23 protein-coding genes are annotated in these 22,527 nt (G+C 68.5%); 17 read left to right on the top strand and 6 right to left on the bottom strand.

Annotated features, from left to right (window positions below):
• Position 1 precedes the first annotated feature (1 nt).
• From LVB87_RS02590 to LVB87_RS02555, 8 genes are read left to right on the top strand one after another with little or no spacing between them, the layout of a single operon-like run.
• On the top strand, positions 2–148 hold the full coding sequence (locus LVB87_RS02590; protein WP_232899360.1) for a cbb3-type cytochrome c oxidase subunit 3: 147 nt from the start codon (positions 2–4) through the stop codon (positions 146–148).
• Positions 148–1,086 (top strand): cytochrome-c oxidase, cbb3-type subunit III, encoded by a 939-nt coding sequence (ccoP, locus tag LVB87_RS02585; protein ID WP_232899359.1) that lies wholly within the window; start codon positions 148–150, stop codon positions 1,084–1,086. Before LVB87_RS02590 ends, ccoP begins: the two co-directional genes overlap by 1 nt.
• The gene (locus LVB87_RS02580; RefSeq protein ID WP_232899358.1) at positions 1,083–1,367 is read left to right on the top strand and encodes a hypothetical protein; all 285 of its coding nucleotides are present in this window, start codon (positions 1,083–1,085) and stop codon (positions 1,365–1,367) included. The genes ccoP and LVB87_RS02580 overlap by 4 nt, the downstream gene beginning before the upstream one ends.
• Positions 1,368–1,370: 3 nt before the next feature.
• The gene (locus LVB87_RS02575) at positions 1,371–2,918 is read left to right on the top strand and encodes a 4Fe-4S dicluster domain-containing protein (protein WP_232899357.1); all 1,548 of its coding nucleotides are present in this window, start codon (positions 1,371–1,373) and stop codon (positions 2,916–2,918) included.
• The gene (locus LVB87_RS02570) at positions 2,915–3,412 is read left to right on the top strand and encodes a FixH family protein (RefSeq protein ID WP_232899356.1); all 498 of its coding nucleotides are present in this window, start codon (positions 2,915–2,917) and stop codon (positions 3,410–3,412) included. Before LVB87_RS02575 ends, LVB87_RS02570 begins: the two co-directional genes overlap by 4 nt.
• Complete coding sequence (locus LVB87_RS02565) at positions 3,409–5,823, top strand: heavy metal translocating P-type ATPase (RefSeq protein WP_232899355.1); 2,415 nt, start codon at positions 3,409–3,411, stop codon at positions 5,821–5,823. Before LVB87_RS02570 ends, LVB87_RS02565 begins: the two co-directional genes overlap by 4 nt.
• A complete protein-coding gene (gene ccoS, locus LVB87_RS02560) occupies positions 5,820–6,002 on the top strand; it encodes a cbb3-type cytochrome oxidase assembly protein CcoS (RefSeq protein ID WP_232899354.1) in 183 nt (60 codons plus the stop codon). Before LVB87_RS02565 ends, ccoS begins: the two co-directional genes overlap by 4 nt.
• Positions 5,992–6,711, top strand: a complete 720-nt coding sequence (locus LVB87_RS02555) for a sulfite exporter TauE/SafE family protein (protein WP_232899353.1) — start codon at positions 5,992–5,994, stop codon at positions 6,709–6,711. The genes ccoS and LVB87_RS02555 overlap by 11 nt, the downstream gene beginning before the upstream one ends.
• Here LVB87_RS02555 and fnr read toward each other — a convergent pair whose 3' ends face one another.
• From fnr to LVB87_RS02535, 4 genes are read right to left on the bottom strand one after another with little or no spacing between them, the layout of a single operon-like run.
• Complete coding sequence (gene fnr, locus LVB87_RS02550) at positions 6,712–7,470, bottom strand: fumarate/nitrate reduction transcriptional regulator Fnr (RefSeq protein WP_232899352.1); 759 nt, start codon at positions 7,468–7,470, stop codon at positions 6,712–6,714.
• Between the two features lie 27 nt (positions 7,471–7,497).
• Positions 7,498–8,376, bottom strand: a complete 879-nt coding sequence (locus LVB87_RS02545) for a carbon-nitrogen hydrolase family protein (protein WP_232899351.1) — start codon at positions 8,374–8,376, stop codon at positions 7,498–7,500.
• Positions 8,373–8,954, bottom strand: a complete 582-nt coding sequence (locus LVB87_RS02540; protein WP_232900429.1) for a GNAT family N-acetyltransferase — start codon at positions 8,952–8,954, stop codon at positions 8,373–8,375. The genes LVB87_RS02545 and LVB87_RS02540 overlap by 4 nt, the downstream gene beginning before the upstream one ends.
• A gap of 20 nt (positions 8,955–8,974) precedes the next feature.
• A complete protein-coding gene (locus tag LVB87_RS02535; protein ID WP_232900427.1) occupies positions 8,975–9,400 on the bottom strand; it encodes a ketosteroid isomerase-related protein in 426 nt (141 codons plus the stop codon).
• A 24-nt stretch (positions 9,401–9,424) separates the two neighbouring features.
• Here LVB87_RS02535 and LVB87_RS02530 point away from each other — a divergent pair, with 24 nt between their 5' ends.
• The 8 genes from LVB87_RS02530 to LVB87_RS02495 all read left to right on the top strand — a co-directional run bounded on the left by LVB87_RS02530 (position 9,425) and on the right by LVB87_RS02495 (position 18,680).
• Complete coding sequence (locus LVB87_RS02530; RefSeq protein WP_232899350.1) at positions 9,425–10,495, top strand: nitronate monooxygenase; 1,071 nt, start codon at positions 9,425–9,427, stop codon at positions 10,493–10,495.
• A gap of 121 nt (positions 10,496–10,616) precedes the next feature.
• The gene (gene katG / locus LVB87_RS02525; protein WP_232899349.1) at positions 10,617–12,785 is read left to right on the top strand and encodes a catalase/peroxidase HPI; all 2,169 of its coding nucleotides are present in this window, start codon (positions 10,617–10,619) and stop codon (positions 12,783–12,785) included.
• A 121-nt stretch (positions 12,786–12,906) separates the two neighbouring features.
• Positions 12,907–13,518 (top strand): TetR/AcrR family transcriptional regulator, encoded by a 612-nt coding sequence (locus LVB87_RS02520; protein WP_232899348.1) that lies wholly within the window; start codon positions 12,907–12,909, stop codon positions 13,516–13,518.
• A complete protein-coding gene (locus LVB87_RS02515) occupies positions 13,515–13,943 on the top strand; it encodes a GFA family protein (protein WP_232899347.1) in 429 nt (142 codons plus the stop codon). The genes LVB87_RS02520 and LVB87_RS02515 overlap by 4 nt, the downstream gene beginning before the upstream one ends.
• Before the next feature lie 8 nt (positions 13,944–13,951).
• Positions 13,952–14,485, top strand: coding sequence for a YbhB/YbcL family Raf kinase inhibitor-like protein (locus LVB87_RS02510; RefSeq protein WP_232899346.1), 534 nt, complete (start codon positions 13,952–13,954; stop codon positions 14,483–14,485).
• A gap of 72 nt (positions 14,486–14,557) precedes the next feature.
• Complete coding sequence (locus LVB87_RS02505; RefSeq protein ID WP_232899345.1) at positions 14,558–14,854, top strand: hypothetical protein; 297 nt, start codon at positions 14,558–14,560, stop codon at positions 14,852–14,854.
• A gap of 61 nt (positions 14,855–14,915) precedes the next feature.
• Positions 14,916–16,034, top strand: a complete 1,119-nt coding sequence (locus LVB87_RS02500; RefSeq protein ID WP_232899344.1) for a sensor histidine kinase — start codon at positions 14,916–14,918, stop codon at positions 16,032–16,034.
• A gap of 39 nt (positions 16,035–16,073) precedes the next feature.
• Entirely contained in the window at positions 16,074–18,680 is a 2,607-nt protein-coding gene (locus LVB87_RS02495) for a LuxR C-terminal-related transcriptional regulator (protein ID WP_232899343.1), read from the top strand.
• Here LVB87_RS02495 and LVB87_RS02490 read toward each other — a convergent pair.
• Together LVB87_RS02490 and LVB87_RS02485 are read right to left on the bottom strand one after the other, a co-directional pair.
• Positions 18,677–20,356: a hypothetical protein gene (locus LVB87_RS02490; RefSeq protein WP_232899342.1), complete on the bottom strand. Its 1,680-nt coding sequence runs from the start codon at positions 20,354–20,356 to the stop codon at positions 18,677–18,679. The genes LVB87_RS02495 and LVB87_RS02490 overlap by 4 nt on opposite strands.
• A gap of 66 nt (positions 20,357–20,422) precedes the next feature.
• Positions 20,423–21,421 (bottom strand): AraC family transcriptional regulator, encoded by a 999-nt coding sequence (locus LVB87_RS02485; RefSeq protein ID WP_232899341.1) that lies wholly within the window; start codon positions 21,419–21,421, stop codon positions 20,423–20,425.
• Between the two features lie 124 nt (positions 21,422–21,545).
• Between LVB87_RS02485 and LVB87_RS02480 the strand changes: the two genes are divergently transcribed.
• Positions 21,546–22,526 (top strand): quinone oxidoreductase, encoded by a 981-nt coding sequence (locus LVB87_RS02480; protein ID WP_232899340.1) that lies wholly within the window; start codon positions 21,546–21,548, stop codon positions 22,524–22,526.
• Position 22,527: the final 1 nt, after the last annotated feature.

The raw sequence follows: 22,527 nt of genomic DNA, 5'->3' as shown, positions 1-22,527 counted from the left end.
CATGGTGGCCGGCATCGTGACTGCATTGTTGCTGGTGGTGTTCCTCGCCGGATGGGCGTGGGCGTGGAGCCCGCGTCGCCGCGCGACGTTCGATGCGGCCGCACGCGTGCCGCTTTCGGACGACAACGAGGGAGGGAATGCGCCGTGATGACCTCCGGTTGGTCGGTGTACGTGATCGCCATCGTCGTGTTCAACCTCGTCGGCTGTGCGTGGCTGTTGTGGTGGACGGCCAAGCGCCGCCCCGGCGACCCGAAGCCGGAAGACACCAGCCATTACTGGGACGAGGACATCACCGAGTACAACAAGCCGCTGCCGAAGTGGTGGATCAATCTGTTCTGGATCACGCTCGCCTTCGGCATCGGGTACCTGTTCTGGTTCCCGGGCATGGGCGCGATGGCCGGTTACGGCAAGTGGTCTTCGAAGACGGAGTACGAGCAGCAGAAGGCCGCCGACGATGCGAAGCTCGAAGAGACCTTCGCGCCGTACAAGGGCAAGTCCATCGACGTGCTCGCGCAGGATGCGACTGCGCGGCGCCTGGGGCGCGCGATCTTCAGCAACACGTGTGCGACCTGCCACGGTTCCTCGGCGCAGGGCGCGGTGGGCTATCCGAACCTGTCCGACAACATCTGGCATTGGGGCGGCTCGCCCGATCGCGTCCTGCAGACGGTGCTCGACGGCCGCGAAGGCGTGATGCCCGAGTGGGGCAAGGTGCTGACGGGCATGGGCGGCGATCATGCGGTCAGTGACGTCGCGGCCTACGTGCGCGCGATGTCCGATCCCGACAAGCTGATGCAGAACAACTATGCGGCCGCGCAAGGCAAGCCGCTGTATGAGAACGTGTGCGCGGGTTGCCACGGCAAGGATGGCAAGGGCAACCAGGAGATCGGTGCGCCGAACCTCACCGACAACTATTGGCTGTACGGCGGCGACACCGCCTCGCTGATCACGACGATCTCGAAGGGACGCCACGGCACGATGCCGGCGCATCGCGCGTTGCTTGGTGAAACGCGGGCACGCCTGGTCGCGGCGTACGTGTACTCGTTGTCGCATCCGCCCACGACGGCGCGCGCGGGCGCCGCGCAATGAACGCGACCTTCGACCATCCGCCGCGCCCGCTCGCGCATCGCATCGGTGCGATCGCCTGGCCGAGCTTCTTCGCCGCGGGCGTGGCGACGATGGTCTTCTTCGCCTTCGTCGATCCCATCCAGTTGCGGGACATGACCTTCCCCGACGCGCCGATCGGGCGCGAGCTCGGTTACACGATCGGGTTCTTCCTGTTCTGGATCGCGACGGCGTCGTCGAGCCTGTTCACGTGGTGGCTGCTGCGGCCGGGAAGCCGTTTCAACCGACCGCTGCCGGGGCCCTGAGCCATGTCCAAGGCGATCGACCTTGCGCTCGTCGAAGAGGCGGGAGCGTTCTACGTCAGCGAACGCAAGGTGTATCCGCGCGATGTGTCCGGGCGCTTCTCGCGCCTGCGCATCCTGGCGGTGTTCTGGCTGCTGGGCATGTTCTATGCGTTCCCGTGGCTGCGCTGGGGCGGGCGGCAGGCGGTGCTGTTCGACCTGCCGGCGCGCAAGTTCCATGTGTTCGGGCTGACGTTCTGGCCGCAGGACTTCCTGTTCCTCGCCTTGTTGCTGATCGTCGCGGGCATCGGCCTGTTTTTCTTCACTGCGATCGCGGGACGGCTGTGGTGCGGCTACGCATGCCCGCAGACCGTGTGGACGGAAGTGTTCCTGTGGATCGAGCGCCGCATCGAAGGCGATCGCAGCGCGCGCATGAAGCTCGACGCGGCACCGTGGTCCTCGCGCAAGCTCGTGCGCAAGGGCGCCAAGCACATCGCGTGGATCGTGTTCGCGCTGTGGACGGGGTTCACCTTCGTCGGCTTCTTCACGCCCATCCGCGACCTCGCCGCGCGCGCGTATCCCTTCGCCTGGGGCGGGTGGGAAACCTTCTGGGTGCTGTTCTATGCCTTCGCGACCTGGGGCAATGCGGGCTTCCTGCGCGAGCAGGTGTGCAAGTACATGTGCCCCTACGCGCGCTTCCAGGGCGCGATGTTCGACCGCGACACGTTGCTCATCGCCTACGACCCGATGCGCGGCGAACCGCGCGGCCCGCGTCGCCGCGGGCTGAAGAGTGCGTTGGAACGCGCACGCGGGCTGTTGCCGCTCGCCCAGGCCTACGACTACGTGCACCGCGCCGCCGCGCATCCTTCCGCGGCCAACGCCAGCCTGCACGCACGCGGCACGATCCAGTTCGAACCGGGCGAAGTGGCACCTCTGCCGAAGTTCGAACCGGAGCAACTGGGCGACTGCATCGACTGCACGATGTGCGTGCAGGTGTGCCCGACCGGCATCGACATCCGCAACGGCCTGCAATACGAGTGCATCGCCTGCGGCGCGTGCGTGGACGCCTGCGACGAGGTCATGGACAAGATGGGCTTCCCGCACGGGCTCATCCGCTATACGACGCAGCACGCGGTCGACGGCAAGAAGACGCGCCTGGCGCGGCCGCGCGTGTTCATCTATGCCACGCTCCTGCTCGCGGTGGTGGCCGGCTTCGTGTTCGGCGTCGCCACGCGTAGCCCGTTCACCGTCGAAGCACTGCGGGATCGCAACACGCTGTATCGCACCACGGCCGAGGGGATCGAGAACGGCTACACGCTGAAGATCGCCAACAAGCAGGAGACGGCGCAGCGCTTCCGCGTGCGGATCGTGTCCGCGACGCCCGAGCTGGTGCTGCGCAACGCCGCCGACATCCAGGTGCCGGCGGGCGAAGTCGCCTCGGTGCCGGTGACCGTGGCCGCGCCCGCAAGCGTGGTCGGCCGCAAGAACCTGCGTTTCGAAGTGAGCGCCGTCGGCGGCGAGCGTCCGGCGACGGCGCATGCGGACAGCACCTTCTTCGGTCCGGTGTCGCCATGAACACGCCCTCGCGTTCGCCCTGGCGGGAACCGCTGGTGTGGCTGCTGGTTGCGCTGCCGGCGCTGTCCGTGGTCGCGGCGTTCGCCTTGCTGTTCTTCGCCGAAGACACCATCGACTCGGTGGCCGATCCCGTGCAGCACGTCGCGCAAGTGCAGGTGGCCGATCTGTCGCCGGACCTGGAAGCGCGACGCCTGGGCCTGGCCGCGGCGGTCGAACGCATGGGCGATCGGATCGTCGTGGTGCCGCGCACCGCGGGCTTCGATCGCGGCGCACGGTTGGAACTGCGCCTGCATCATCCCGTGCGCGAAGCGGAGGATCGCAGCGTCACGCTCGTCGCGACGCCCGATGGATGGAGCGGCCACCTTGCATCGCTCGATGCCACGCACGATTGGAATCTGGAACTGGCGCCGCTGGATCGCCGCTGGCGCCTGTTGGGACGTTGGCCTGCGCACGCGAACAAGGCGCCGCTGCGGCCCTCGCTCGCATCGCCATGAACACCGTCGCCGCCAGCGTCGCGCAGGCGCCGTCCATCGAGGCCACGTGTTTCCATTGCAGCGAACCGTTGGCGCCGCACGCGCCGCGCGTAGCCATCGATGGGGTCGAACGGGGCTTCTGCTGCGACGGCTGCGCGGCCGCCGCGCAATGGATCCGCGATGCGCGCCTGTCCGATTACTACAAGCTGCGCAGCGGGCACGCGGGCCGCGTCGAGCCGGCGGGTGAGGCGCTCGCCTGCTGGGATCGCGAAGACATCCTGGCCGCGCACGCACGCAACGTGCCCGGCGGGCGCGAGATGGTGCTGCTCACCGACGGCATGCGCTGCGCCGCCTGCGCCTGGCTGATCGATCGCGCGCTCATGCGCGAGCCCGGCGTCATCGAAGTCTCGGCGAACGCCGTCACCGGTCGCATCCGCATCGCGTGGGACCCCGCGCGCACGCCCTTGTCACGCCCGCTGCGTCGTTTGATGTCGCTGGGCTATCGCCCGTGGCTCGCGACCGGCGCCGAGCGCGAGCGCGCACGCATCACCGAGCGCAACCGCGCACTGCTGCGCCTGGGCATCGCGGGCTTGGGCGCGGTGCAGGCGATGATGTTCACCGAAGCGCTGTACCTGGATACGAACGCGACGATGTCGATCCCCATGCGCGACTTCCTGCGCTGGATCGCGTTCCTCATCTCCTCGCCCGTGGTGTTCTATTCGGGTTGGCCGTTCATCGCCGGCTGCCTGCGCGAGTTGCGCGAGCGCCGCCTGGGCGCAGATACGCTGGTGGCGACATCGACCTTGCTCGCCTACGGGGCGAGCCTGTTCGAAACGCTGACCGGCGGCCCGCACGTTTGGTACGACGCGGCCGTGATGTTCGTCTTCCTGCTGCTGACGGCGCGCATGCTCGAGCAACGCGCGCGCAGCGCGGCGAGTGCGCGCGTGGATGCGTTGGCGCGTGCGCGGCCGGCGTTCGCGGTGCGCGAGCGCGAGGATGGATCGCGCGAAGCGATTCCGCTGGAAGCTTTGGAGGCCGGCGATGTCGCATGCGTCGCGGCCGGCGATGCGGTGCCGGCCGACGGGACGCTGCTCGCCGATGAAGCCTGGTTCGAAGAATCGCTGCTGACGGGCGAATCGCGGCCGGTCCACAAGAAGGCGGGCGATCCCGTGTTCGCGGGCACGGCGTGTCGTGAAGTGCCTGCGCGGATGCGCGTGGGCGCGATCGGCGCGGCAACGCGCTTGTCGCAGCTTGCGGCGCTGGTGGAGCGTGCACAGGCGCATCGGCCGACCATCGCGCGCACCGCGGATCGCGTGGCGATGGGATTCGTTGCCGCGCTGCTCGTGGTCGCCGCCATCGTCTATTTCACCTGGCGCGCACATGCACCGGACCGCGCGCTCGACGTGACGCTCGCCCTGCTGGTCATCAGTTGCCCGTGCGCGTTGTCGCTCGCGATCCCGGCGGCACTGACCGCGGCGAATGGATCGCTCGCGCGGATGGGCGTGTTGCCTGTCGGCGCGGATGCGCTGGAGCGGCTCGCGCGCGTCACGGACGTGGTGTTCGACAAGACCGGCACCTTGGGCGACGCGACGCCGTCGCTGGTCGACGTCGCCACGTTCGACGACATGGAACGCGAGCACGCATTGCGCATCGCCGCCGCGCTCGAACGCGACAGCCGCCATCCGCTGGCCGCGATGTTCGCGCCCTTCGCGCATGAGGGCCTGCGTGCCACCGAGGTCCGCAGCGTTGCGGGGCAGGGCGTGCGCGGCGTGGTCGACGGCCGCGAATGGTGCCTGGGCCACGCGCGCTTCGCCGCGGGTGCTACCGATGACGGCGCGCTGTGGCTCGGCGACGGCGCGCACGCGCGCGCACGATTCGAAGTGCGCGAAGCCCCGCGCATCGATGCCGCGCAAGCGCTGGCATCGTTGCGTGCACAGGGCTTGTCCCTGCACTTGTGCAGCGGCGATGGCGAAGCCGCGGTCGCGCGTTTCGCCTCGACGCTCGACCTGCCCGACGCCCACGCGCGGCAAACCCCGGAAGACAAACTCGCGCGCGTGCGCAGCTTGCAGGCCGAAGGCCGCGTCGTCGCGATGGTGGGCGATGGCCTCAACGATGCGCCGGTGCTGGCCGGCGCCGACGTGTCCATCGCCGTGGGCGACGGCGCCGCGCTCGCGCAACGCGCCGCCGATCTCGTGCTCGCCACGCCCGCATTGCATCGCATTCCCGACGCCATCGCGCTCGCACGCCGCACGCGCCGCATCGTGCGCCAGAACCTCGCCTGGGCGGTGGGCTGGAACCTGCTGGCCTTGCCGATCGCGGCGATGGGCCTGGTCACACCGTGGATCGCGGCGCTCGGCATGGCGCTGTCTTCGCTCACCGTCACCTTGAACGCGCTGCGCCTGGCGCGCGTGCGCGAAGGCGTGGCCGCATGAGCGTGCTGTTGCTGCTGGTGCCGCTGGCCCTGGTCCTGCTCATCGCGGCGATCTGGGCTTTCGCGTGGGCGGTGAAGCGCGGGCAGTTCGAGGATCTCGACACGCCGGCGCTGTCCATCCTCGTCGACGACGACGAACCCCCTCCGCCTCCGGCAAGGAGCGATCAGGATGACGCCTGACTGGATCGTGCTCGTCGGCGCCATGCTCACCGGCCTGCTCGGCGGCGCGCATTGCGCGGCGATGTGCGGTGGCATCGCAACGAGCGTGTCGATGGGCCAGCGCGGCGGCGCGTGGACGGCGTTGCAGCCCAACCTCGGGCGCATCGGGGGCTACGTGCTCGCCGGTGCGCTGGTCGGCGGATTCGGACAGGCCCTGCTCGGCGTGGCGCGCATGCCGTGGCTGATCGTCGCGTCGCGCGCCGCGGTCGGCATCGTGCTGGTGCTCGCCGCACTGCGCTTGCTCGATCGCAGCGGGCGCTTCGCATTCCTCTCCGTGCCGGGCGGCAAGTTGTGGCAACGCATGCGCCCGCTGCAGTTGCGCCTGTTGCCTGCGGACACGCCGGGCAAGCGCATCGCCCTCGGCGTGTTGTGGGGGTGGTTGCCGTGCGGGCTCAGCACGCAGCTGTTGTTCGCCGCGTGGTTGCAGGCGAGTGCCTGGCATGGCGCGTTGACGATGGCCGCGTTCGGCCTGGCGACGCTGCCGGTCATGTGGCCGCTCACCTGGGCAGGCGCGCGGCTCGGGCAACGTTTGCAACGCGGCGCGTGGCGCACGGCGTCGGGCATGCTGGTGCTGTTCGCGGGACTGGCAACGCTCGCAGGGCCGTGGCTGGTGCACGTGCCCTTGGTGCACGGCGCGCTCGCGGCGCTCGGTTGCCGCAGCGTCGTCTGATCAGGCGGTGCCGCGGCGACGCGCGTCGGGCGCTTCCGGATGGTGCGCGAGCCGATCCAGTTCGGCGATGTCGAGGATTTCCACGTGGCGTCCGTCGACGGCGATCACCGCGTCTTCCTGAAGGCGCGTGAATCCGCGGCTCACCGTTTCCAGCGCGAGGCCGAGGAAGTGCGCGATGTCTTCGCGGCTCATCGGCAGGCGGAACTGCGTGCCCGATTGTCCGATGTGGCGGAAGCGTTCCGACAGGCCGTGCAGGAACAGGGCGATGCGCTCGGAGGCCTGCCGGCGCACGAGCATGTCGAGGTGGTCCTGATCGCGGCCGACGCTGCGTCCGATCACGCGCAGCAACTGCTGTTGCAGGCCGGGCACTTGGGACGCGATGTCCGCCAGCTGGTCGAACGGGACTTCGCAGACATTCGCGGTGGTCAGCGCGATGGCGTCGCAGCGATGGCGGTCCGCACCGAGCGCGTCGAGGCCGATCAGTTCGCCCGGCAGATGGAAGCCGACCACGCGCTCCTCGCCATCCTCGCTGATCGCGATCGTCTTGAACGCACCGTCGCGCGCGACATACACCGACTCCAGCGCATCGCCCGTGCGGAACAGCGATTCGCCGCGCGCAACGGGCCGGCGCCGACGCACGATCGAATCGAGTTGCTTCAGTGCGTCCGGACCGATGCCGGCCGGCAAGCACAGTTGCTGGAGCGAACAGTGCGCGCAACCGCGGCGCAGTTCGTTCAGATTGAGGACGGGCGTGGCCACGTGCGTATTCTACGGGCCGGACGCCTTCTAGTCCTCGATGCGCGCCTGCCGCAATCCCGGTGCGAGTTGCCCGGGCCAATCGAAGTCGTTGGCCACCTGCGCCTCGGCCCGGCTCGCCTCCAGCGCATCGAAGTCGAGGTCCGCCACCGCCCAGGCCTGGTGCCCGCGCGTGCGCGCGACGATGCCGTCCGCCGGCAGGCCGCGGTCCATCGGCGCGTAGAGCGTGGCCTCGCCGGTGTTCACGTCCAGGGCCGGGCTCCACGGCGCGAGGCCGGCGGTCACCGATTGCGCGACGAACACGCGGTTCTCGAGCGCGCGCGCCAGGCAGCCCACTTCGACCCTGCGCGCGCCGGCTTCCGTATCCGTGCAACTGGGCACGAGCAACAAGCGCGCCCCCGCATCGCGTTGCGCGCGCACCGGCAACGGGAATTCGCTGTCGTAGCACACGCTGATGCCGAGGCGAAGGCCATGCGCGTCGACCACGTGCAGCGCGTCGCCGCCTTCGATCACGCCCGTCTCCTTCTCGAACGCCGTGAGTTGCAGCTTGTCCTGGAAGCCGCGGCGACCGTCGGGCGCGAACCACCACGCGCGGTTGCGATAGTGCCCGTCGCCGATGTCGACGAGGAACGTGCCCGGTTGGAGGAACATGCCCGTCTCGCGCGCAAGATCCGCGTACAGCGCAAGCCAGGCATCGCGAAAGACCTGCAGTTCGGCGAGCGAGGCGCGGAGGTCGCTGCGGATGCGTTCTTCGAACGTCGCCGCCAGTTCCAGCGCGAGGTATTCCGGAAACACCGCAATGCGTGCCCCCGCGTGCGCGGCCTCCGACAGCATCGCGCGCTGGCGCGCGGCGAACGCCTCGAAGTCCGCAGGCATCCCGACCGCATATTTCGCGACGGCCACTTTCATGCGGTCGCCTCCAAGGGGTGCATCCAGAAGGTCAGCGGCTTCTCGCTTTCGGCCGCCTCGCCGATTTCCTTCCACGCCAGGTGCATCGTCATGCCCGGATGGCGCGCGTAGCCGCGCTTGTCCCAGAACGCTTCGTTGCCGCGATGGCCAGCGGGGCGGCGCGGATCGCCGGCTTCGCGATCCACGGCCGCGAACGCGATGGTGTCGAAACGCCCGAGCGCGCGCGCATGCGCCTCGCGGGCGTCGAAGAAGGCGTGCCCGAGGCCGCGCCCGCGATAGGCGGGGAGCAACACGGATTCGCCGCAATAAAACACGCGCTCGACGTCGAGGCCGTTCGCGAGGAACGGCGCTTTGTATTCCTCGTCCTCGTCGGCCAACGGCAGGCCGGTGGAGGCGCCGACGAGGCGATCGCCGTCGAAGGCCAACACGACCACGCTGTCCGGCGCGCGCGTGTAGGTCGACAGGTACGTCGCTTCGTACCCGAGGTCGCCGTCGTACAGGTACGGCCACTCGCGGAACACCGCGATGCGCAGCTGTGCGATGTCGGCGATGTGCTCGCCGATCGCGGGCCCCGGCATCGCGTCGACGCGCACTGAACTCACCGAGTGCCCTGCACCTGCGCGATCCAGTCGCCGAGGTTGTAATAGTTGGTGACGCGCGCGATGCGGCCGTCGCGGATGTCGAAGAACGCGCCGCCCGGCAATACGTACATCTGGCCGGTGGCCTTCGGCAGGCCTTCGTCGTCCGCCTTGTACACGCCATGCACGATGTATTCGGCGGAGGCGCGCTTGCCGTCGGGGTTCACCATCACCGTGATCGCGCGAAGCTGCTCCGTGTAGCAGCGGTCCATGCGCGCCATGAAATCGCGGAACGCCTCGCGCCCGGTTTCCCGCGCGCCCTGGTTGAGGTCGTGCACGACATCGTCGGTCAGCAGCGCCAGCATCCCTTCGCGGTTGCCGCGATTGAAGGCGTCGTAATAGGCGTGGATGAGGGCGGTGGCGTCCATGGGGCGTCGCTGCGTGATGGGGCGGCCAGCATACTTCAGGGCATGATGGCGGCCATGGCGAACGCGGCCTTGCTGGACAGGCTCGGGATCGGCCTGCCGATCGTGCAGGCGCCGATGGCGGGCGTGTCGACGCCGGCCATGGCTGCGGCGGCTTCGAACGCGGGCGCCCTGGGCTCGCTCGGCGTCGGCGCGATGACGGCGGACCAGGCGCGCGAGGCGATCCGCGCCTTCAAGGCCGCAAGCGCAGGGCCATTACACGTCAACGTGTTCACGCATCGGCCCGCGCGCGTCGATCCGCACAGGGAAGCGGCCTGGCTGCAGCGCCTGCAGCCCGAGTTCGAACGCTTCCACGCGCAACCCCCAGCAGAACTCCGCGAGGTCTACACCTCCTTCCTCGTCGACGATGCGATGTGCGCGATGCTGTGCGAGGAGCGCCCGCGCGTGGTGAGTTTCCATTTCGGCCTGGCGCGCACGGACCAGATCGTGCGCCTGCGCGGGGCGGGGATCGTGCTGCTCGCCACGGCGACCTGCCTGCGCGAGGCGCGCGCGATCGAAACGGCAGGGCTCGATGCGATCGTGGCGCAGGGATTCGAAGCCGGCGGGCATCGCGGCGTGTTCGATCCCGACGCAGACGACGCACGGATGACGACCGCCGACCTCGTGCGCACGCTGGCGCAACGCGCGTCGCTGCCCATCGTCGCCGCGGGTGGCTTGATGGACGGCGCCGACATCGCGGCGATGCTGGCCCTCGGCGCGAGCGCTGCGCAGCTCGGCACGGCGTTCGTCGCCACCGATGAGTCGCTGGCCGATGCGGGTTATCGCGCGCGCCTGCTGGGTGAGGACGCACACCACACGCAGATGACACGCGCGATCTCCGGCCGCCCCGCACGCTGCCTGCGCAACGACTTCACCCGCCTGGGCGACGACGTCGCGCCCGACGCGATCCCCGATTACCCCATCGCCTACGACGCGGGCAAAGCCCTGCACGCGGCCGCGAAGGCCGCCGGTTCCAGCGGATGGGGCGCGCAATGGGCCGGCGAGGGCGCGCCGCGCGTGCGCCCGATGTCCACGCAGCGCCTGGTGCAAACGCTGGCGGCCGAACTCGGCCATTAGCGTCGCCGCGGCGATTCAACCGGCCTATCGCCTCGATTCGATCATTCGATTTTCCCGATCGCGGACGGCGGCTTAACTTCGACCTGTTGACCATCCACTGGCTACGTCAGGAGCTCCCCCAATGAACGACGAATCGAAGTGCCCGGTGATGTCCCATCGCAAGACCCGCAACAACTCCCATTGGTGGCCGGACCAGTTGAACCTCGATGTCCTGCACCAGCATGCCGCGCTGTCGGACCCGATGATCGAAGGCTTCGACTACAAGGCCGAATTCAAGACGCTCGACCTCGACGCGGTGCAGAAGGACCTCACTGCGCTGATGACCGATTCGCAGGACTGGTGGCCCGCCGATTACGGCCACTACGGTCCGTTCTTCATCCGCATGGCATGGCATGCCGCCGGCACGTATCGCATCTTCGATGGTCGCGGCGGTGCGCGTTCGGGCGAACAACGTTTCGCGCCGCTCAACAGCTGGCCGGACAACGGCAACCTCGACAAGGCGCGTCGCCTGCTGTGGCCGATCAAGCAGAAGTACGGCCGCAAGCTGTCGTGGGCCGACCTGATGATCCTGGCGGGCAACGTCGCGCTGGATTCGATGGGGTTCAAGACCTTCGGTTTCGGCGGCGGCCGCGAAGACGTGTGGGAACCGCAACCGATCGACTGGGGCCCGGAATCCACGTGGCTCGGCGATGAGCGTTACAGCGGCGTGCGCGAACTCGCCAATCCCTTCGGCGCGGTGCAGATGGGCCTGATCTACGTGAACCCGGAAGGCCCGAACGGCCATCCGGATCCGGTGAAGTCCGGTATCGACATCCGCGAAACCTTCGCGCGCATGGCGATGAACGACTACGAGACCGTGGCGCTCGTCGCCGGCGGCCACACCTTCGGCAAGGCGCACGGCGCGGGCGACGTGAAGCACGTGGGCCGCGAACCGGAAGGCGCGAACATCGAAGCACTCGGCCTGGGCTGGTCGAGCACCTTCGAAAGCGGCAAGGCCGAGCATGCGATCACCAGCGGCATCGAAGGTGCGTGGAAGTCCACGCCGACGAAGTGGGACATGGGCTACTTCGAAACGCTGTTCGGCAACGAATGGGAACTCACCAAGAGTCCCGCCGGCGCGAACCAGTGGAAGCCGAAGGGCGATGCCAGCCGCAACGTTCCCGACGCACACGTCAAGGGCAAGCTGCACCAGCCGATGATGACCACCGCCGACATGGCGATGCGCATGGATCCGGCCTACGAAAAGATCTCGCGCCACTTCATGGCCAATCCCGCGGAGTTCGCCGATGCCTTCGCGCGCGCGTGGTTCAAGCTCACGCATCGCGACATGGGGCCGAAGATCCGTTACCTCGGCAAGCTCGTGCCGAAAGAAGACCTGATCTGGCAGGACCCGGTGCCCGCGCTCGATCATCCGCTGATCGACGATGCCGACATCAGGGCCTTGAAGCAACAGATCCTCGAATCGGGCCTGACGGTGCCGCAGTTGGTGAAGGCGGCCTGGGCGTCGGCGTCGACGTTCCGTGGCAGCGACCTGCGCGGCGGCGCGAACGGTGGGCGCATCCGCCTGGAACCGCAGCGCAATTTCGAAGCGAACGAGCCGGCGGAGTTGGACAAGGTGTTGTCCGCGTTGGAGAAGATCCAGAAGGGATTCGGAAAGAAGGTCTCGCTCGCCGATCTGATCGTGCTCGGTGGCAGCGCGGCGGTGGAAGCGGCGGCGAAGCAGGGCGGCCACGACGTCAACGTCCCGTTCAAGCCGGGCCGCACGGACGCGACCTTGGAACAGACCGATGTCGAGTCCTTCCGCGTGCTCGAACCCGCGCTCGATGGCTTCCGCAACTACGCGCGCAAGGGCGCCGAGAAACTCGCCGCCGTCGCGCTCATCGATCGCGCCAGCCTGCTCACGCTGACCGCACCGCAGATGACCGCGCTCGTCGGCGGCCTGCGCGCCATCGGTGCGAACACGGGCAACACGAAGCACGGCCAGTTCACCGATCGCCCGGGCGCGCTGACCACGGACTTCTTCACGAACCTGCTCGACATGCGCACTGCGTGGAAGCCGTCGGAGGCCGAGCCCGGTGTGTTCGAGGGACGCGATCGAAAGACCGACAAGGTGAAGTGGACCGCGACGATGGCCGACCTGGTGTTCGGCTCCAATTCGCAACTGCGCGCCTTGGCCGAGGTGTACGCCGCCAGCGATGGCGACAAGCACTTCATCGACGACTTCGTTGCCGCATGGACGAAGGTGATGGAACTGGATCGGTTCGACCTGCGGTATGGCAAGGCGGCCTGAGGCCCGCGCCTTTGGAAAGGAACCCGGCTCCGGCCGGGTTTCCTTTTGCGCGCCAGGCTCAGCCATAACCCTCATTTTTAAGCACTTGCGCGCGCCTACCTACTAGTAGGCAAATAGCTGCATGCCCGAGACGCGCGCCAGGTTGCTCGCCGAAGCGGAGGTCCTGCTGAGGACCCGGGGCTATGCGGCCTTCAGTTACGCCGACCTCGCCGAACGCATCGCCATCCGCAAGGCGAGCATCCACCACCACTTCCCGACCAAGGAAGCCTTGCTGGCGGCGCTGGTCGACGAATACCTCGCGAAGTTCGTCGCCACGCTGGCGGATCTCACGGCCACGCAACCCGACGTGCGCGCACGACTGCGTGCGTACGCGCGTCTGTTCTTCGAAGGCATCGAGCGCGGACTGCTGCCGCTGTGCGGCGCGCTGTCGGCCGAACGCGACGCCATGCCCGAAGGCATGAAGCCCGTGCTCGAGCGCTTCTTCCAACTGCATCTCGACTGGCTGGTCGCGCAGATCGACGAAGGCATCGCGGCAGGCACCCTGTCGCCGCAGATCGCATCGCGCGAAGCCGCGCACCTGCTGCTCGGCGCGCTCGAAGGCGGCAGCTTCGTCGCCTGGGCGCTCGATGATCCGACCACGATGCTGCGCGCCTTCGACAGCGCGATGCAGACCCTCGAATCGAACCGCACGACGCCGGCGACACGGCGTCCTTCCCCCAGGAGATCGTCATGAGCGATACGTATCGCGGCGCGTGTTTCTGCGGCGCTGTCGAAGTCGAAACCACCGGTGCGCCGGTGGCCATGGGTTTCTGCCACTGCAATTCTTGTCGCAGCTGGTCGGCGGCACCGGTCAATGCCTTCACGCTCTGGCAGCCCGATGCGGTGCGCGTGACGCGCGGCGCCGAGTTCGTCGGCCACTTCAGCAAGACCGACTTCAGCGATCGCCAGTACTGCACGAAGTGCGGCGGGCATCTGATGACCAACCATCCGCCGGCCAAGCTGATCGACGTGTATGCAGCCACGCTGCCGACGCTGAAGTTCGTGCCTGCGGTGCACGTCAACTACGCCGACACGGTCCTGCCGATGAAGGATGGGTTGCCGAAGATGAAGGACTTCCCCGCGGACCTGGGCGGAAGCGGCGAAACGCTCCCCGAATGAGGCGCACCATGTTTAGGAAAGGCATCCTCCTCATCGTGTGCGCGCTGGCGAGTTCCGGCGCATGGGCGCAGGGCACGCTCACCGTGACCTCGCCCGTGTTCCGCGCTGGCGCGGCGATCCCCGCGAAGTACAGCGCGTACCACGAGAATGTCTCGCCCGCGCTGAAGTGGGAGGCCGTCGCAGGTGCGAAGTCCTACGCGCTGATCGTGGAAGACCCCGATGCGCCGACGCCCACGCCCTTCGTGCATTGGGTGGCCTGGAACATCCCCGCGACGACCACGTCGTTGGCGGAAGGCAAAGGCGCAGGACGACAGGGCAGGGCGGGCACCGGGAATGCGGGTTACTTCGGCCCGCGTCCGCCGGTGTCGGATGGACCGCACCACTATCACTTCGAGATCTACGCGCTCGACACGACGCTCGATCTGCCGCCAGGCGCCGACCGCGATGCGTTGCTGAAGGCCGCGGCCGGCCACGTCATCGCCAAGGGCGAACTCGTGGGCACGTACGACGAGGTGCAGGCGCCGGCGAAATCGGGCGGCTAGCGCCACATCGCGCGCCTCCTGCCGAAGGGTTCAGGCTGCGTTGCGTCGCGCGACCATTCAGGTCGCGCGCGCATGCATCGCGACGACGCGACAAAGCGCAATCGTGGTGGGCGGCGTCGCATCGACATCGCATCCAACCAGGAGCAGGACATGGGACAGAACCAGAGCCAGGACCAGGGCCGCCAGGACCAGAAGACCGCGCCGGGCCAACAAGGGCAGGAAGTGGATTCGCAGCCGCCCTCGCAGCAAGCCGAGCGCAAGGCCGACATCGATCGCGACATCCAGGCGACCGGCAGCCCCGCGCCGCAGGCGCAAGGCCGCGAACCCGACGAACCGGCGCGCGACGACGCCTCGCAAAGCGACGCGTGACGAGGCCCCGCCGGACAGGGGGCTAGGATGCGCCAGCGGTTTCCGGCACAGGGGCGATGACATGACCACGGGCTTGGCGGACTTCATCGAGCGCAATTCGGACACCATCGTCGACCACGCGATGGTGTTCGCAAGGTCCGTCGACGTGGGCACGCCGTTGGACGAGGTCGCATTGCGCGACCACCTCCCGGACATCGTTGAGGCGATCGTGACGGACCTGCGCATGCCGCAGACGCGCGCCGAGGAAATCGAAAAATCCGAAGGGCGCGCGTTGGCGGCGTTGGGTGCCCCCAGGACCGCGGCAGGCACCCACGCGCTGTTCCGCGCGCACAGCGGCTTCAGTATTTCCCACCTCGTGTCGGAATACCGCGCATTGCGCGCCTCGGTGCTGCGGCTGTGGGCGGATTCGCCCGGCGCCGCATCGGCATCGCCGGAAGAGGTCACCCGCTTCAACGAGGCGATCGACGAAGCCATCGCCGAGTCCGTCGGCCATTACGCGGAAGAGGTCGAGCGTTGGCGGAATGTCTTCCTGGGCGTGCTCGGCCACGATCTGCGCAGTCCGCTGAGCGCCATCCTGATGACCTCGGAGCTGATCGCGCGCATGGCCGTGGATGCACCGGTCGCCACGGCGGCGCAGCGCCTCATCCGCAGCGGCAGGCGCATGGGCGAGTTGCTGGACAAGCTGCTGGTCTACAACCGCGCGCAACTTGGGGTCGGCTTCGAGATCGAACGGACCGAGGTCGATTTGGCCAACGGCTGTCGGGAAGAAATCGAACTGCTGCAGGCTTCCATGCCCGAGGCCCGCATCGAGTACCGCGCCGAGGCGGCCGTGCAAGGGAAGTTCGACGGTCCGCGGGTCCGCGAAGCCCTCGCCAACCTCGTGGTGAATGCATCGAAATACGGCGCGCGCGGCGGACAGATCCGCGTCGAGGTGCGCGACCGCGGGACCGATGCGGAAGTCGTCGTCGGCAATGTCGGCGCCCCGATCTCGCGCGACACGCTGGACCTGATGTTCGAACCGCTCCGGCGCGGTGGCGTCGCGCAGGGCGAAACCGAGCGCCTGAGCCTCGGCCTCGGCTTGTTCATCGTCAGCCAGATCGCCACTGCGCATGGCGGCAGCATCCGCGCCGATTCCGCGGATGGGGCCACGACGTTCACGATGGTGCTGCCGCGCGACTGAAGGTGCAGCCCTGGGGATGAACCGGTACGCTCGCGCCGCATGAACGTGTCCGAATTCGTGCTGAAGGCCACGCCGCCGCGGATGCCGGGCGCGACGCTGCAGCGCGCGCATCTGTTGCGCGAACGCCAGCACGAATGCACGGCCTTGGTGGTGATCGCGCCCGCGGGCTTCGGCAAGACGACGGTGTTGCTGCAATGGCGGCGCGATTGGCTGGCGGTCGGCGCCCACGTCGCATGGTGTTCGGCAAGCGATGCCGATCGCCCCGTGCGATTCCTGCTGGCGCTCCGCCATGCGATGCGTGTGGGTGGCGTGCTCGAACTCGAAGCGGATGACGAACGCGCGGCCGGCCGCGGCGATGTCTACGCCAGCATGACCTTGCTGCTCGCCGCGATCGCAGAACGCAGGGCCCCCGTCGGCCTGGTGATCGACGATGCGGAGCGCCTGCCCGAAGACACCGTGCGCGGCGTGCTGCAATACCTGCTGCTCAACGCGCCGCCGAACCTGCATGTCGCGATCGGCTCGCGCGTGGCCTTGCCGGTGCTGCTGTCCGAACTGGTGGCGAAAGGCGCGTGCGCGACGCTCGGGATCGAAGACCTGCGCCTGCGCCTCGCCGAATCCGATGCCATCCTCGCCTCACGCCTCGGCGATCGGCTGACGATCGACGACCGCGCGCTGCTGCACGATGCCACGGAAGGCTGGGCCATCGGCCTGCAGCTCGCGATCTCCTCGATCGAACGCGAGCCGGATCCGGCGCGCGCCGCGCGCGCGTTGTCCGCGCGACGCGGTGCGCTGCAAGAGTACTTCGTCACGTCGTTGTTCGCGCATCTTCCGTCGGACATGGAAGATGCGCTGGTTCGCGCGTCCATCCTCGAACACTTCGACGCGGACCTGTTCCAGACGGTGACCGGCAGCAGGCAGTCGCGCGCGATGCTCGATCGTCTTGCGCGCGAAACGCCCCTCATGGTCGTCGACGAAGGCATCGAGTGGATGCGCCTGCAACCGCTCGCGCGCGACTTCCTGCTCAGCCGCTTCGAGGCCTTGCCGCCGCGCGAGCGCGCGACCCTCCACGGCCGAGCGTCGCGTTGGTATGCCGGACGCGACCGCTTCCATGAAGCCGCCACGCACGCATTGGCCGCGGGCAACGAAGCCCTCGCGCAGGAATACGCCGCACGCGCACTGTGGGCGCTTGCGACCAACGGCATGCTGTCCGAAGCGCGCGAGTGGCTGGAACGGCTTCCCGAGGCGATGATCGAAGGCGACACGGAGCTGCGCCTGGTGGCGGCGTCGGTGCTCGCACTTGGCGAGCGCAACGACCAGGCGCTGGCGATTGCGCACGCGGTGCTCGATGAGCCGGACATCACGCCACGCGAACGCGCGATGGCCTTGCGCATCGGCGTCGTGTCGGCCTTGTTCGCCGACCGCGTGGGGCAACTGCCGCGGTTCCTCGCCGAATGGCCGCAACCCGCCGAGGAAGGCATCGGCCCCTTGCATGCGATGGCCGAGCTCAACTCGCGCGCCGTGCTCGCGCTGCACGAGGGCGACACGCTGGAAGTGCGCGCCCTGGTCGCCCAGGAGTCGCAATACGGAGAAAGCGGCACGGTGCGACTGTCGGCTGCGTTCGGCCGCATGCTGGTCGCGCTGAGCCATCTGTGGGACGGGCATCCCGCGCGCGCAGAGGTCGCATTGATGCCGGCGTTGCTGCATGCGGAGCAACACGGGCGACGCGGCATGATCGCGAGCCTGCATGCCTCCTTCGTGGCGCTGGCGTGCTACGAGCGCGGCCACCTCATGCAGGCGCGCACCTTGCTCAGCGGCCGGCTCGACGTGATCGAGCGCTGCGGCTTCCCCGACAACGTGCTCAGCGCCTACCGCACGCTGGCGAGCATCGCATCGGAGGAAGGCGACGAGGCGCGCGCGCATGCTGCGTTGCAGGCCCTGGATGCCATCGGGATCCGGCGCGGATGGCCGCGCCTGCGCGTAGCCGCCTTGGCGGAGCAGTTGCGCCTGCATGCCGTGCGCGGCCGCAAGGATGCGATGGCACGGCTGCTGGTGGCGCTCGAAGCGATGGCGCCGGAATTCGACGCGACGGACCGGCTGCCGCTGCGCGCCGGCTATCGCCTCGTCGTGATGTTCTCGCGCGCACAAGCCGCACTTGCGCTGGATCGCCTGGACGAGGCCGACGCGCATCTCGCGCTGGCCGACGCGCTCGCGCAATCCCTCAATCGCGACGGGGACGTGCAACGCACCAAGGTGTTGCGCGCGATCGTCGCCTCGAAGCGGGGCGACAAGAGCGCGCCCTCGTTGTTGCGCGAAGCGCGTGAACTCGCGGCGATCGGGGGCCACGCGCGCCTGGCGGCCGATACGCATCCGCTTGCTGTCGGGCTCCTCTCGCAGTCGCGCGGCGTTCCCGGTCGCGTCGCACCGCCGATCCCCGACCGGCCGCTGCAGGATGGCCTGCTGACCGCGAAGGAATTCCAGGTGTTGGCGCTGCTGCGCAAGGGCTTGCCGAACAAAGCGATCGCGCGCGATCTCGACGTGAGCGGCGAGACCGTGAAGTCGCACCTGAAAAGCCTGTTCGTGAAGCTGTCCGCAGGCTCGCGCCACCATGCGGTGGAGCGGGCGCGGTTGCTCGGGTTGTTGCCCTAGCGCGTTCCGAGCTCCGGGGGCAGCTTGGCATCCGCCGCGTGCCATTGCGCGGCGAGTTGCGCGAATGCCTTGTCGGCGCCCGCGGTGTCGCCCATCGCTTTCAGCGCATTTGCACGCCCGAGCAGCGTCTGCGCCCGATTCGGTGCTGTCTTCATCGACGCGTCGAACTCGGCCAGCGCTTCGGCCGGCTTGCCTTGCCGCAGCAACAGTTCGCCGGCGAGTTCATGCGGCGGCTTGACGGTCATCGGCGGGCCGAACTGGAAGGGGATCGCATCGTTCCGCTTCGCAGCTTCGCGCACGCGGGCGATGGCGGCGTCCATGCGGCCTTCGCCGGCGTCGATCAGCGCCTCCAGCATGTCGGCTTGCACGCCGAGCGTTTCGCCGAGGTGGGGGTCGTACTCGTTGGCGGCCACGGGTTGCGCGGCCGTGGCGCGCAACTGCGCCAGGAGGTCCTTCGCACCTGCGTAGTCCGCATTCAGTGCGGCCACATAGCCGCGCGCGAACACATCGCGCGCGCCGAACCGCCCGTTGCCACCGGTGTCGACGCGATACGCCGCGTCGCGCGTGCCGTCCTTGCCGCCTTCGACCAGCGCGGTGGCGTGCAGGCCGAGCAGCGAGTCGCCCAGCTCGAACTGGTGCATCGTGATGGCTTCGGCCGGGATCTCCGTCTTCATCACCATCTTCGCCAGGACGGCGCCCATGTCGTGGATGCAATCGGCGAGCGTCTGCCGCGCTTCGCGCACGCGGCCTGCCTGGTAATAGGCGTACTGGATCCAATCGTAGGTGTGGCCACATCGCACGGGCAGGGACTTCGCCGCCGCGCGGGCCTGTTCGTCGATGCGGTTGGCTTCGCGGTTCGCGGCGATCGCGTCGTCCCAGCGGCCGAGCGCGAAGAAGATGTGCGAGGTCATGTGCTGCGCGTGCGCGGAAGCCGGGCCGATGTCCTCGAGCGTCCGTGCTGCATCGAGCCCTTCGGCGGCGTGCGCGGGATCGTCGACGGCGTGGATGAGGTAATGCGCGGCCCCCGCGTGGCGCGGGTTGCGGGTCAGCACGGCGCGCGAGAGCTTTGCGGATTCGGCGTAGTTCGTATCGTTCCGGCCTTTCGGATCTGCGCCGAGGAGTGCAAGCGCACGGAGCAATTGTGCTTCGTCGTCGTCGGGCCAGGCTTGCGCGAGTGCAGTGGCGGAGGCGAGGAAGCCTGCCAGGCGTTCGTCGAGCGTGCCGGGGCCGGACAGGCGTTCGCCCGTGTCGAGGAACGCCTTCTCGCGTGCCGTCGGCGCCTTCGCGGCACGCGCCGCCGGCGTGGGGCCGAGTTTTGCCAGCGCCTTGCGGCCGCCGTCCACGTCATCCATGCGCCAGATGCCATTGGTGTAGGTCATCGACTCGCCCCAGTAGGCGAGCGCGAATCCCGGATCCAGGCGCTGTGCCTCGAGGAAGGCGGCCTGCGCCTGTTCGTATTCGAACAAGTGCAACCAACGCATGCCGCGCTCGAAGGCCGCCTGTGCCTGCGGCACGCGCGTGGACGTCGGGAAGGTCAGCGTGCCGAGTCCACGTTCCGCGCTGGCGTCGGGCAGTGGCATCGCGCCGGCATCGTGGCCCTGGTGCTGGGCGAAGGCCGGCATCGCCAGCAAGGCGGCGAGGGCGACACTGATCGGAAGGCGGGCGGTGCGGCGCATGGTCGGTCTCGCATGGCGGCGTCGATGCCAAGCAACGTAAGCGGCAGCAGGCGACCGGCCAACCCCCTAGCGCGCCGCGTTGCGCCACGCGCGCGGCGCCATGCCGAATTCGGCGCTGAACCACCGCGTGAACGAACTGGGCGTGGAAAACCCCAGGAGCCGGCCGACGACCTGCAATGAGTACTGTCGGTTTTCCATGTAACGCAGCACGAGTTCGCGACGCACCGAGTTCAGCGTGCCCGAAAAGGTGTCGCCTGCATCTTCCAGCCGCCGTTGCAGCGTGCGCACGTTCATGCCCAAGCCGCGCGCGACCTGTTCGATCGTCGCTTGTCCCATCGGCATCAGGATGTAGAGATCCTTGCGCACGTCGGCGGCGATGGAGCGGTGCGCCGGCGCCGGCAGCGATTCCACCAGGCGTTTGACGTACATCGCCATCGTCGGATCGGCGGACGGGTTGCGGAAATTCAGGTCGGCGGTTTCGCAGACGATGCCGTTGAACTCGCGATCGAACTCGAGCGCGCAGCGGAACACGCGACGATGGATCTGCGCGTTCTCGGGCGCGGCGTGGGTGAAGGTCACCGCGTGCGGCTTCCAGTGCGCGCCCAACAGCGCACCGCACAGGCGATGCAGCGCGCCGAGCGCGAGTTCCACCGCCTGGCGCGACGCGGTGCCCGCATCCGGCACGAACTCTTCGCGGATCACGACCGTGCGCCCCCGCTCTTCGACATGGATCGCCAACAGCTCGTTGAGCAGGTGGCGATACTTCATCGTCGCCAGCAGCGCGTCGCGCAGCGTGGGCTGGTGGATCAGCAGCAGGCTGACCACGCCGAAGTCCGACAACTGCCGCGACTCGGCCATGCGCAGGCCGAAGGTGTCGCATCCGCTCGCATGGGCGGAGTCTTCCAGGAGCCTGACTGCGGCGGCGGCCGGGATGCGGCGTTCCGGATCGGCCAGCATCGCCCGGCTCAAGCCCGCGGCCTGCAACAAGGGCTGCGGATTGAGGTCGAGCTGCTGCGCCACCTCGAAATAGTTCTTCAAAGTGGCCGCGCGGATGAGGGTGCTCATGAATGGGTTCGAGGCCTCGTCGGCTGTCACGAAATGACAAGTAATTGTCGCCGTTTGGTAAAAGCCGCGCACCCCCCTTGCCTATAGTCGATCGCAACGAAGCGGTTTGCGAGAGACGACAGGCATGCCCCACGCAGTACGATTTTCCGAGGCCGGCGGGCCCGAAGTGATGCGCTACGAGCCGGTCGAAGTCGGCGAGCCCGGCGTCGGTCAGGTGCGCCTGCGGCACATCGCGGTCGGCCTGAACTATGCCGACACCTACTTCCGCAACGGCACCTATCCGATTCCGCTCCCGGCGGGCATCGGCGTGGAGGCGGCGGGCGTGGTGCAGGCGGTGGGCCCGGGCGTGGACCAGGTGGCCGTGGGCGACCGCGTGACCTACACCGGCTTCATGAACACGCTCGGCGCCTACAGCACCGAGCGCCTCGTCCCGGCCGCGCCGCTGATCAAGCTGCCCGAGGCCATCGGTTGCGAAACCGCCGCCGCCATGACGATGCGCGGCCTGACCGCGGCCTATCTGCTGCGCCGCATCCATGCCTTCCAGCCGGGCGACTGGATCCTGCTGCACGCCGCCGCGGGCGGTGTCGGCCTGATCGTCGCGCAGTGGGCCAAGCTGCTCGGCCTCAACGTGATCGGCACGGTCTCCACAGAAGCGAAAGCCGAACTCGCGCGCCAGCACGGCTGCGACCACGTCATCCACTACACGCATGAAGACGTCGCCAAGCGCGTGCGCGAGATCACCGACGGCACGGGCGTGTCGGTGGTGTTCGACAGCGTCGGCAAGAGCACGTTCGAAGGCTCGCTGGATTCGCTGAAGCGCCGCGGGCTGATGGTGTGCGTCGGCACGGCGTCGGGACCGATCCCGCCGTTCAATCCGCAAATGCTCGCGATGAAGGGCTCGCTCTACCTGACGCGCCCCGCACTGCACGACTACATCGCCGATCCGGCGGAGAAGGCCGCACTGGCGGGCGAGCTGTTCGACCACGTCGCCGCGGGCCGCATCGGCATCGAGATCCACCAGCGCTATGCGCTGCAGGATGCGGTGCAGGCGCATCGCGACCTGGAGTCGCGCAAGACGACCGGCTCGTCGATTTTCGTCATCTGAC

This window comes from Lysobacter sp. KIS68-7 (genome assembly GCF_021284745.1).
Classification (GTDB): Bacteria; Pseudomonadota; Gammaproteobacteria; order Xanthomonadales; family Xanthomonadaceae; genus Noviluteimonas.
The sequence above is the reverse complement of the archived record's forward strand: the minus strand, read 5'-3'. Positions and strand labels throughout refer to the sequence as shown.

What these genes read in the sequence shown, in the direction of transcription:
- LVB87_RS02480 (WP_232899340.1), top strand. Translation starts at nt 21,546, where the DNA reads ATGCCCCACGCAGTACGATTTTCCGAGGCCGGCGGGCCCGAAGTGATG.
- LVB87_RS02565 (WP_232899355.1), top strand. Translation starts at nt 3,409, where the DNA reads ATGAACACCGTCGCCGCCAGCGTCGCGCAGGCGCCGTCCATCGAGGCC.
- LVB87_RS02555 (WP_232899353.1), top strand. Translation starts at nt 5,992, where the DNA reads ATGACGCCTGACTGGATCGTGCTCGTCGGCGCCATGCTCACCGGCCTG.
- LVB87_RS02575 (WP_232899357.1), top strand. Translation starts at nt 1,371, where the DNA reads ATGTCCAAGGCGATCGACCTTGCGCTCGTCGAAGAGGCGGGAGCGTTC.
- LVB87_RS02485 (WP_232899341.1), bottom strand. Translation starts at nt 21,421, where the DNA reads ATGAGCACCCTCATCCGCGCGGCCACTTTGAAGAACTATTTCGAGGTG.
- LVB87_RS02590 (WP_232899360.1), top strand. Translation starts at nt 2, where the DNA reads ATGGTGGCCGGCATCGTGACTGCATTGTTGCTGGTGGTGTTCCTCGCC.
- LVB87_RS02530 (WP_232899350.1), top strand. Translation starts at nt 9,425, where the DNA reads ATGATGGCGGCCATGGCGAACGCGGCCTTGCTGGACAGGCTCGGGATC.
- LVB87_RS02515 (WP_232899347.1), top strand. Translation starts at nt 13,515, where the DNA reads ATGAGCGATACGTATCGCGGCGCGTGTTTCTGCGGCGCTGTCGAAGTC.
- katG (WP_232899349.1), top strand. Translation starts at nt 10,617, where the DNA reads ATGAACGACGAATCGAAGTGCCCGGTGATGTCCCATCGCAAGACCCGC.
- LVB87_RS02540 (WP_232900429.1), bottom strand. Translation starts at nt 8,954, where the DNA reads ATGCCGGGGCCCGCGATCGGCGAGCACATCGCCGACATCGCACAGCTG.
- LVB87_RS02570 (WP_232899356.1), top strand. Translation starts at nt 2,915, where the DNA reads ATGAACACGCCCTCGCGTTCGCCCTGGCGGGAACCGCTGGTGTGGCTG.
- ccoP (WP_232899359.1), top strand. Translation starts at nt 148, where the DNA reads ATGACCTCCGGTTGGTCGGTGTACGTGATCGCCATCGTCGTGTTCAAC.
- LVB87_RS02580 (WP_232899358.1), top strand. Translation starts at nt 1,083, where the DNA reads ATGAACGCGACCTTCGACCATCCGCCGCGCCCGCTCGCGCATCGCATC.
- LVB87_RS02510 (WP_232899346.1), top strand. Translation starts at nt 13,952, where the DNA reads ATGTTTAGGAAAGGCATCCTCCTCATCGTGTGCGCGCTGGCGAGTTCC.
- LVB87_RS02500 (WP_232899344.1), top strand. Translation starts at nt 14,916, where the DNA reads ATGACCACGGGCTTGGCGGACTTCATCGAGCGCAATTCGGACACCATC.
- LVB87_RS02545 (WP_232899351.1), bottom strand. Translation starts at nt 8,376, where the DNA reads ATGAAAGTGGCCGTCGCGAAATATGCGGTCGGGATGCCTGCGGACTTC.
- LVB87_RS02520 (WP_232899348.1), top strand. Translation starts at nt 12,907, where the DNA reads ATGCCCGAGACGCGCGCCAGGTTGCTCGCCGAAGCGGAGGTCCTGCTG.
- LVB87_RS02490 (WP_232899342.1), bottom strand. Translation starts at nt 20,356, where the DNA reads ATGCGCCGCACCGCCCGCCTTCCGATCAGTGTCGCCCTCGCCGCCTTG.
- LVB87_RS02505 (WP_232899345.1), top strand. Translation starts at nt 14,558, where the DNA reads ATGCATCGCGACGACGCGACAAAGCGCAATCGTGGTGGGCGGCGTCGC.
- ccoS (WP_232899354.1), top strand. Translation starts at nt 5,820, where the DNA reads ATGAGCGTGCTGTTGCTGCTGGTGCCGCTGGCCCTGGTCCTGCTCATC.
- LVB87_RS02495 (WP_232899343.1), top strand. Translation starts at nt 16,074, where the DNA reads ATGAACGTGTCCGAATTCGTGCTGAAGGCCACGCCGCCGCGGATGCCG.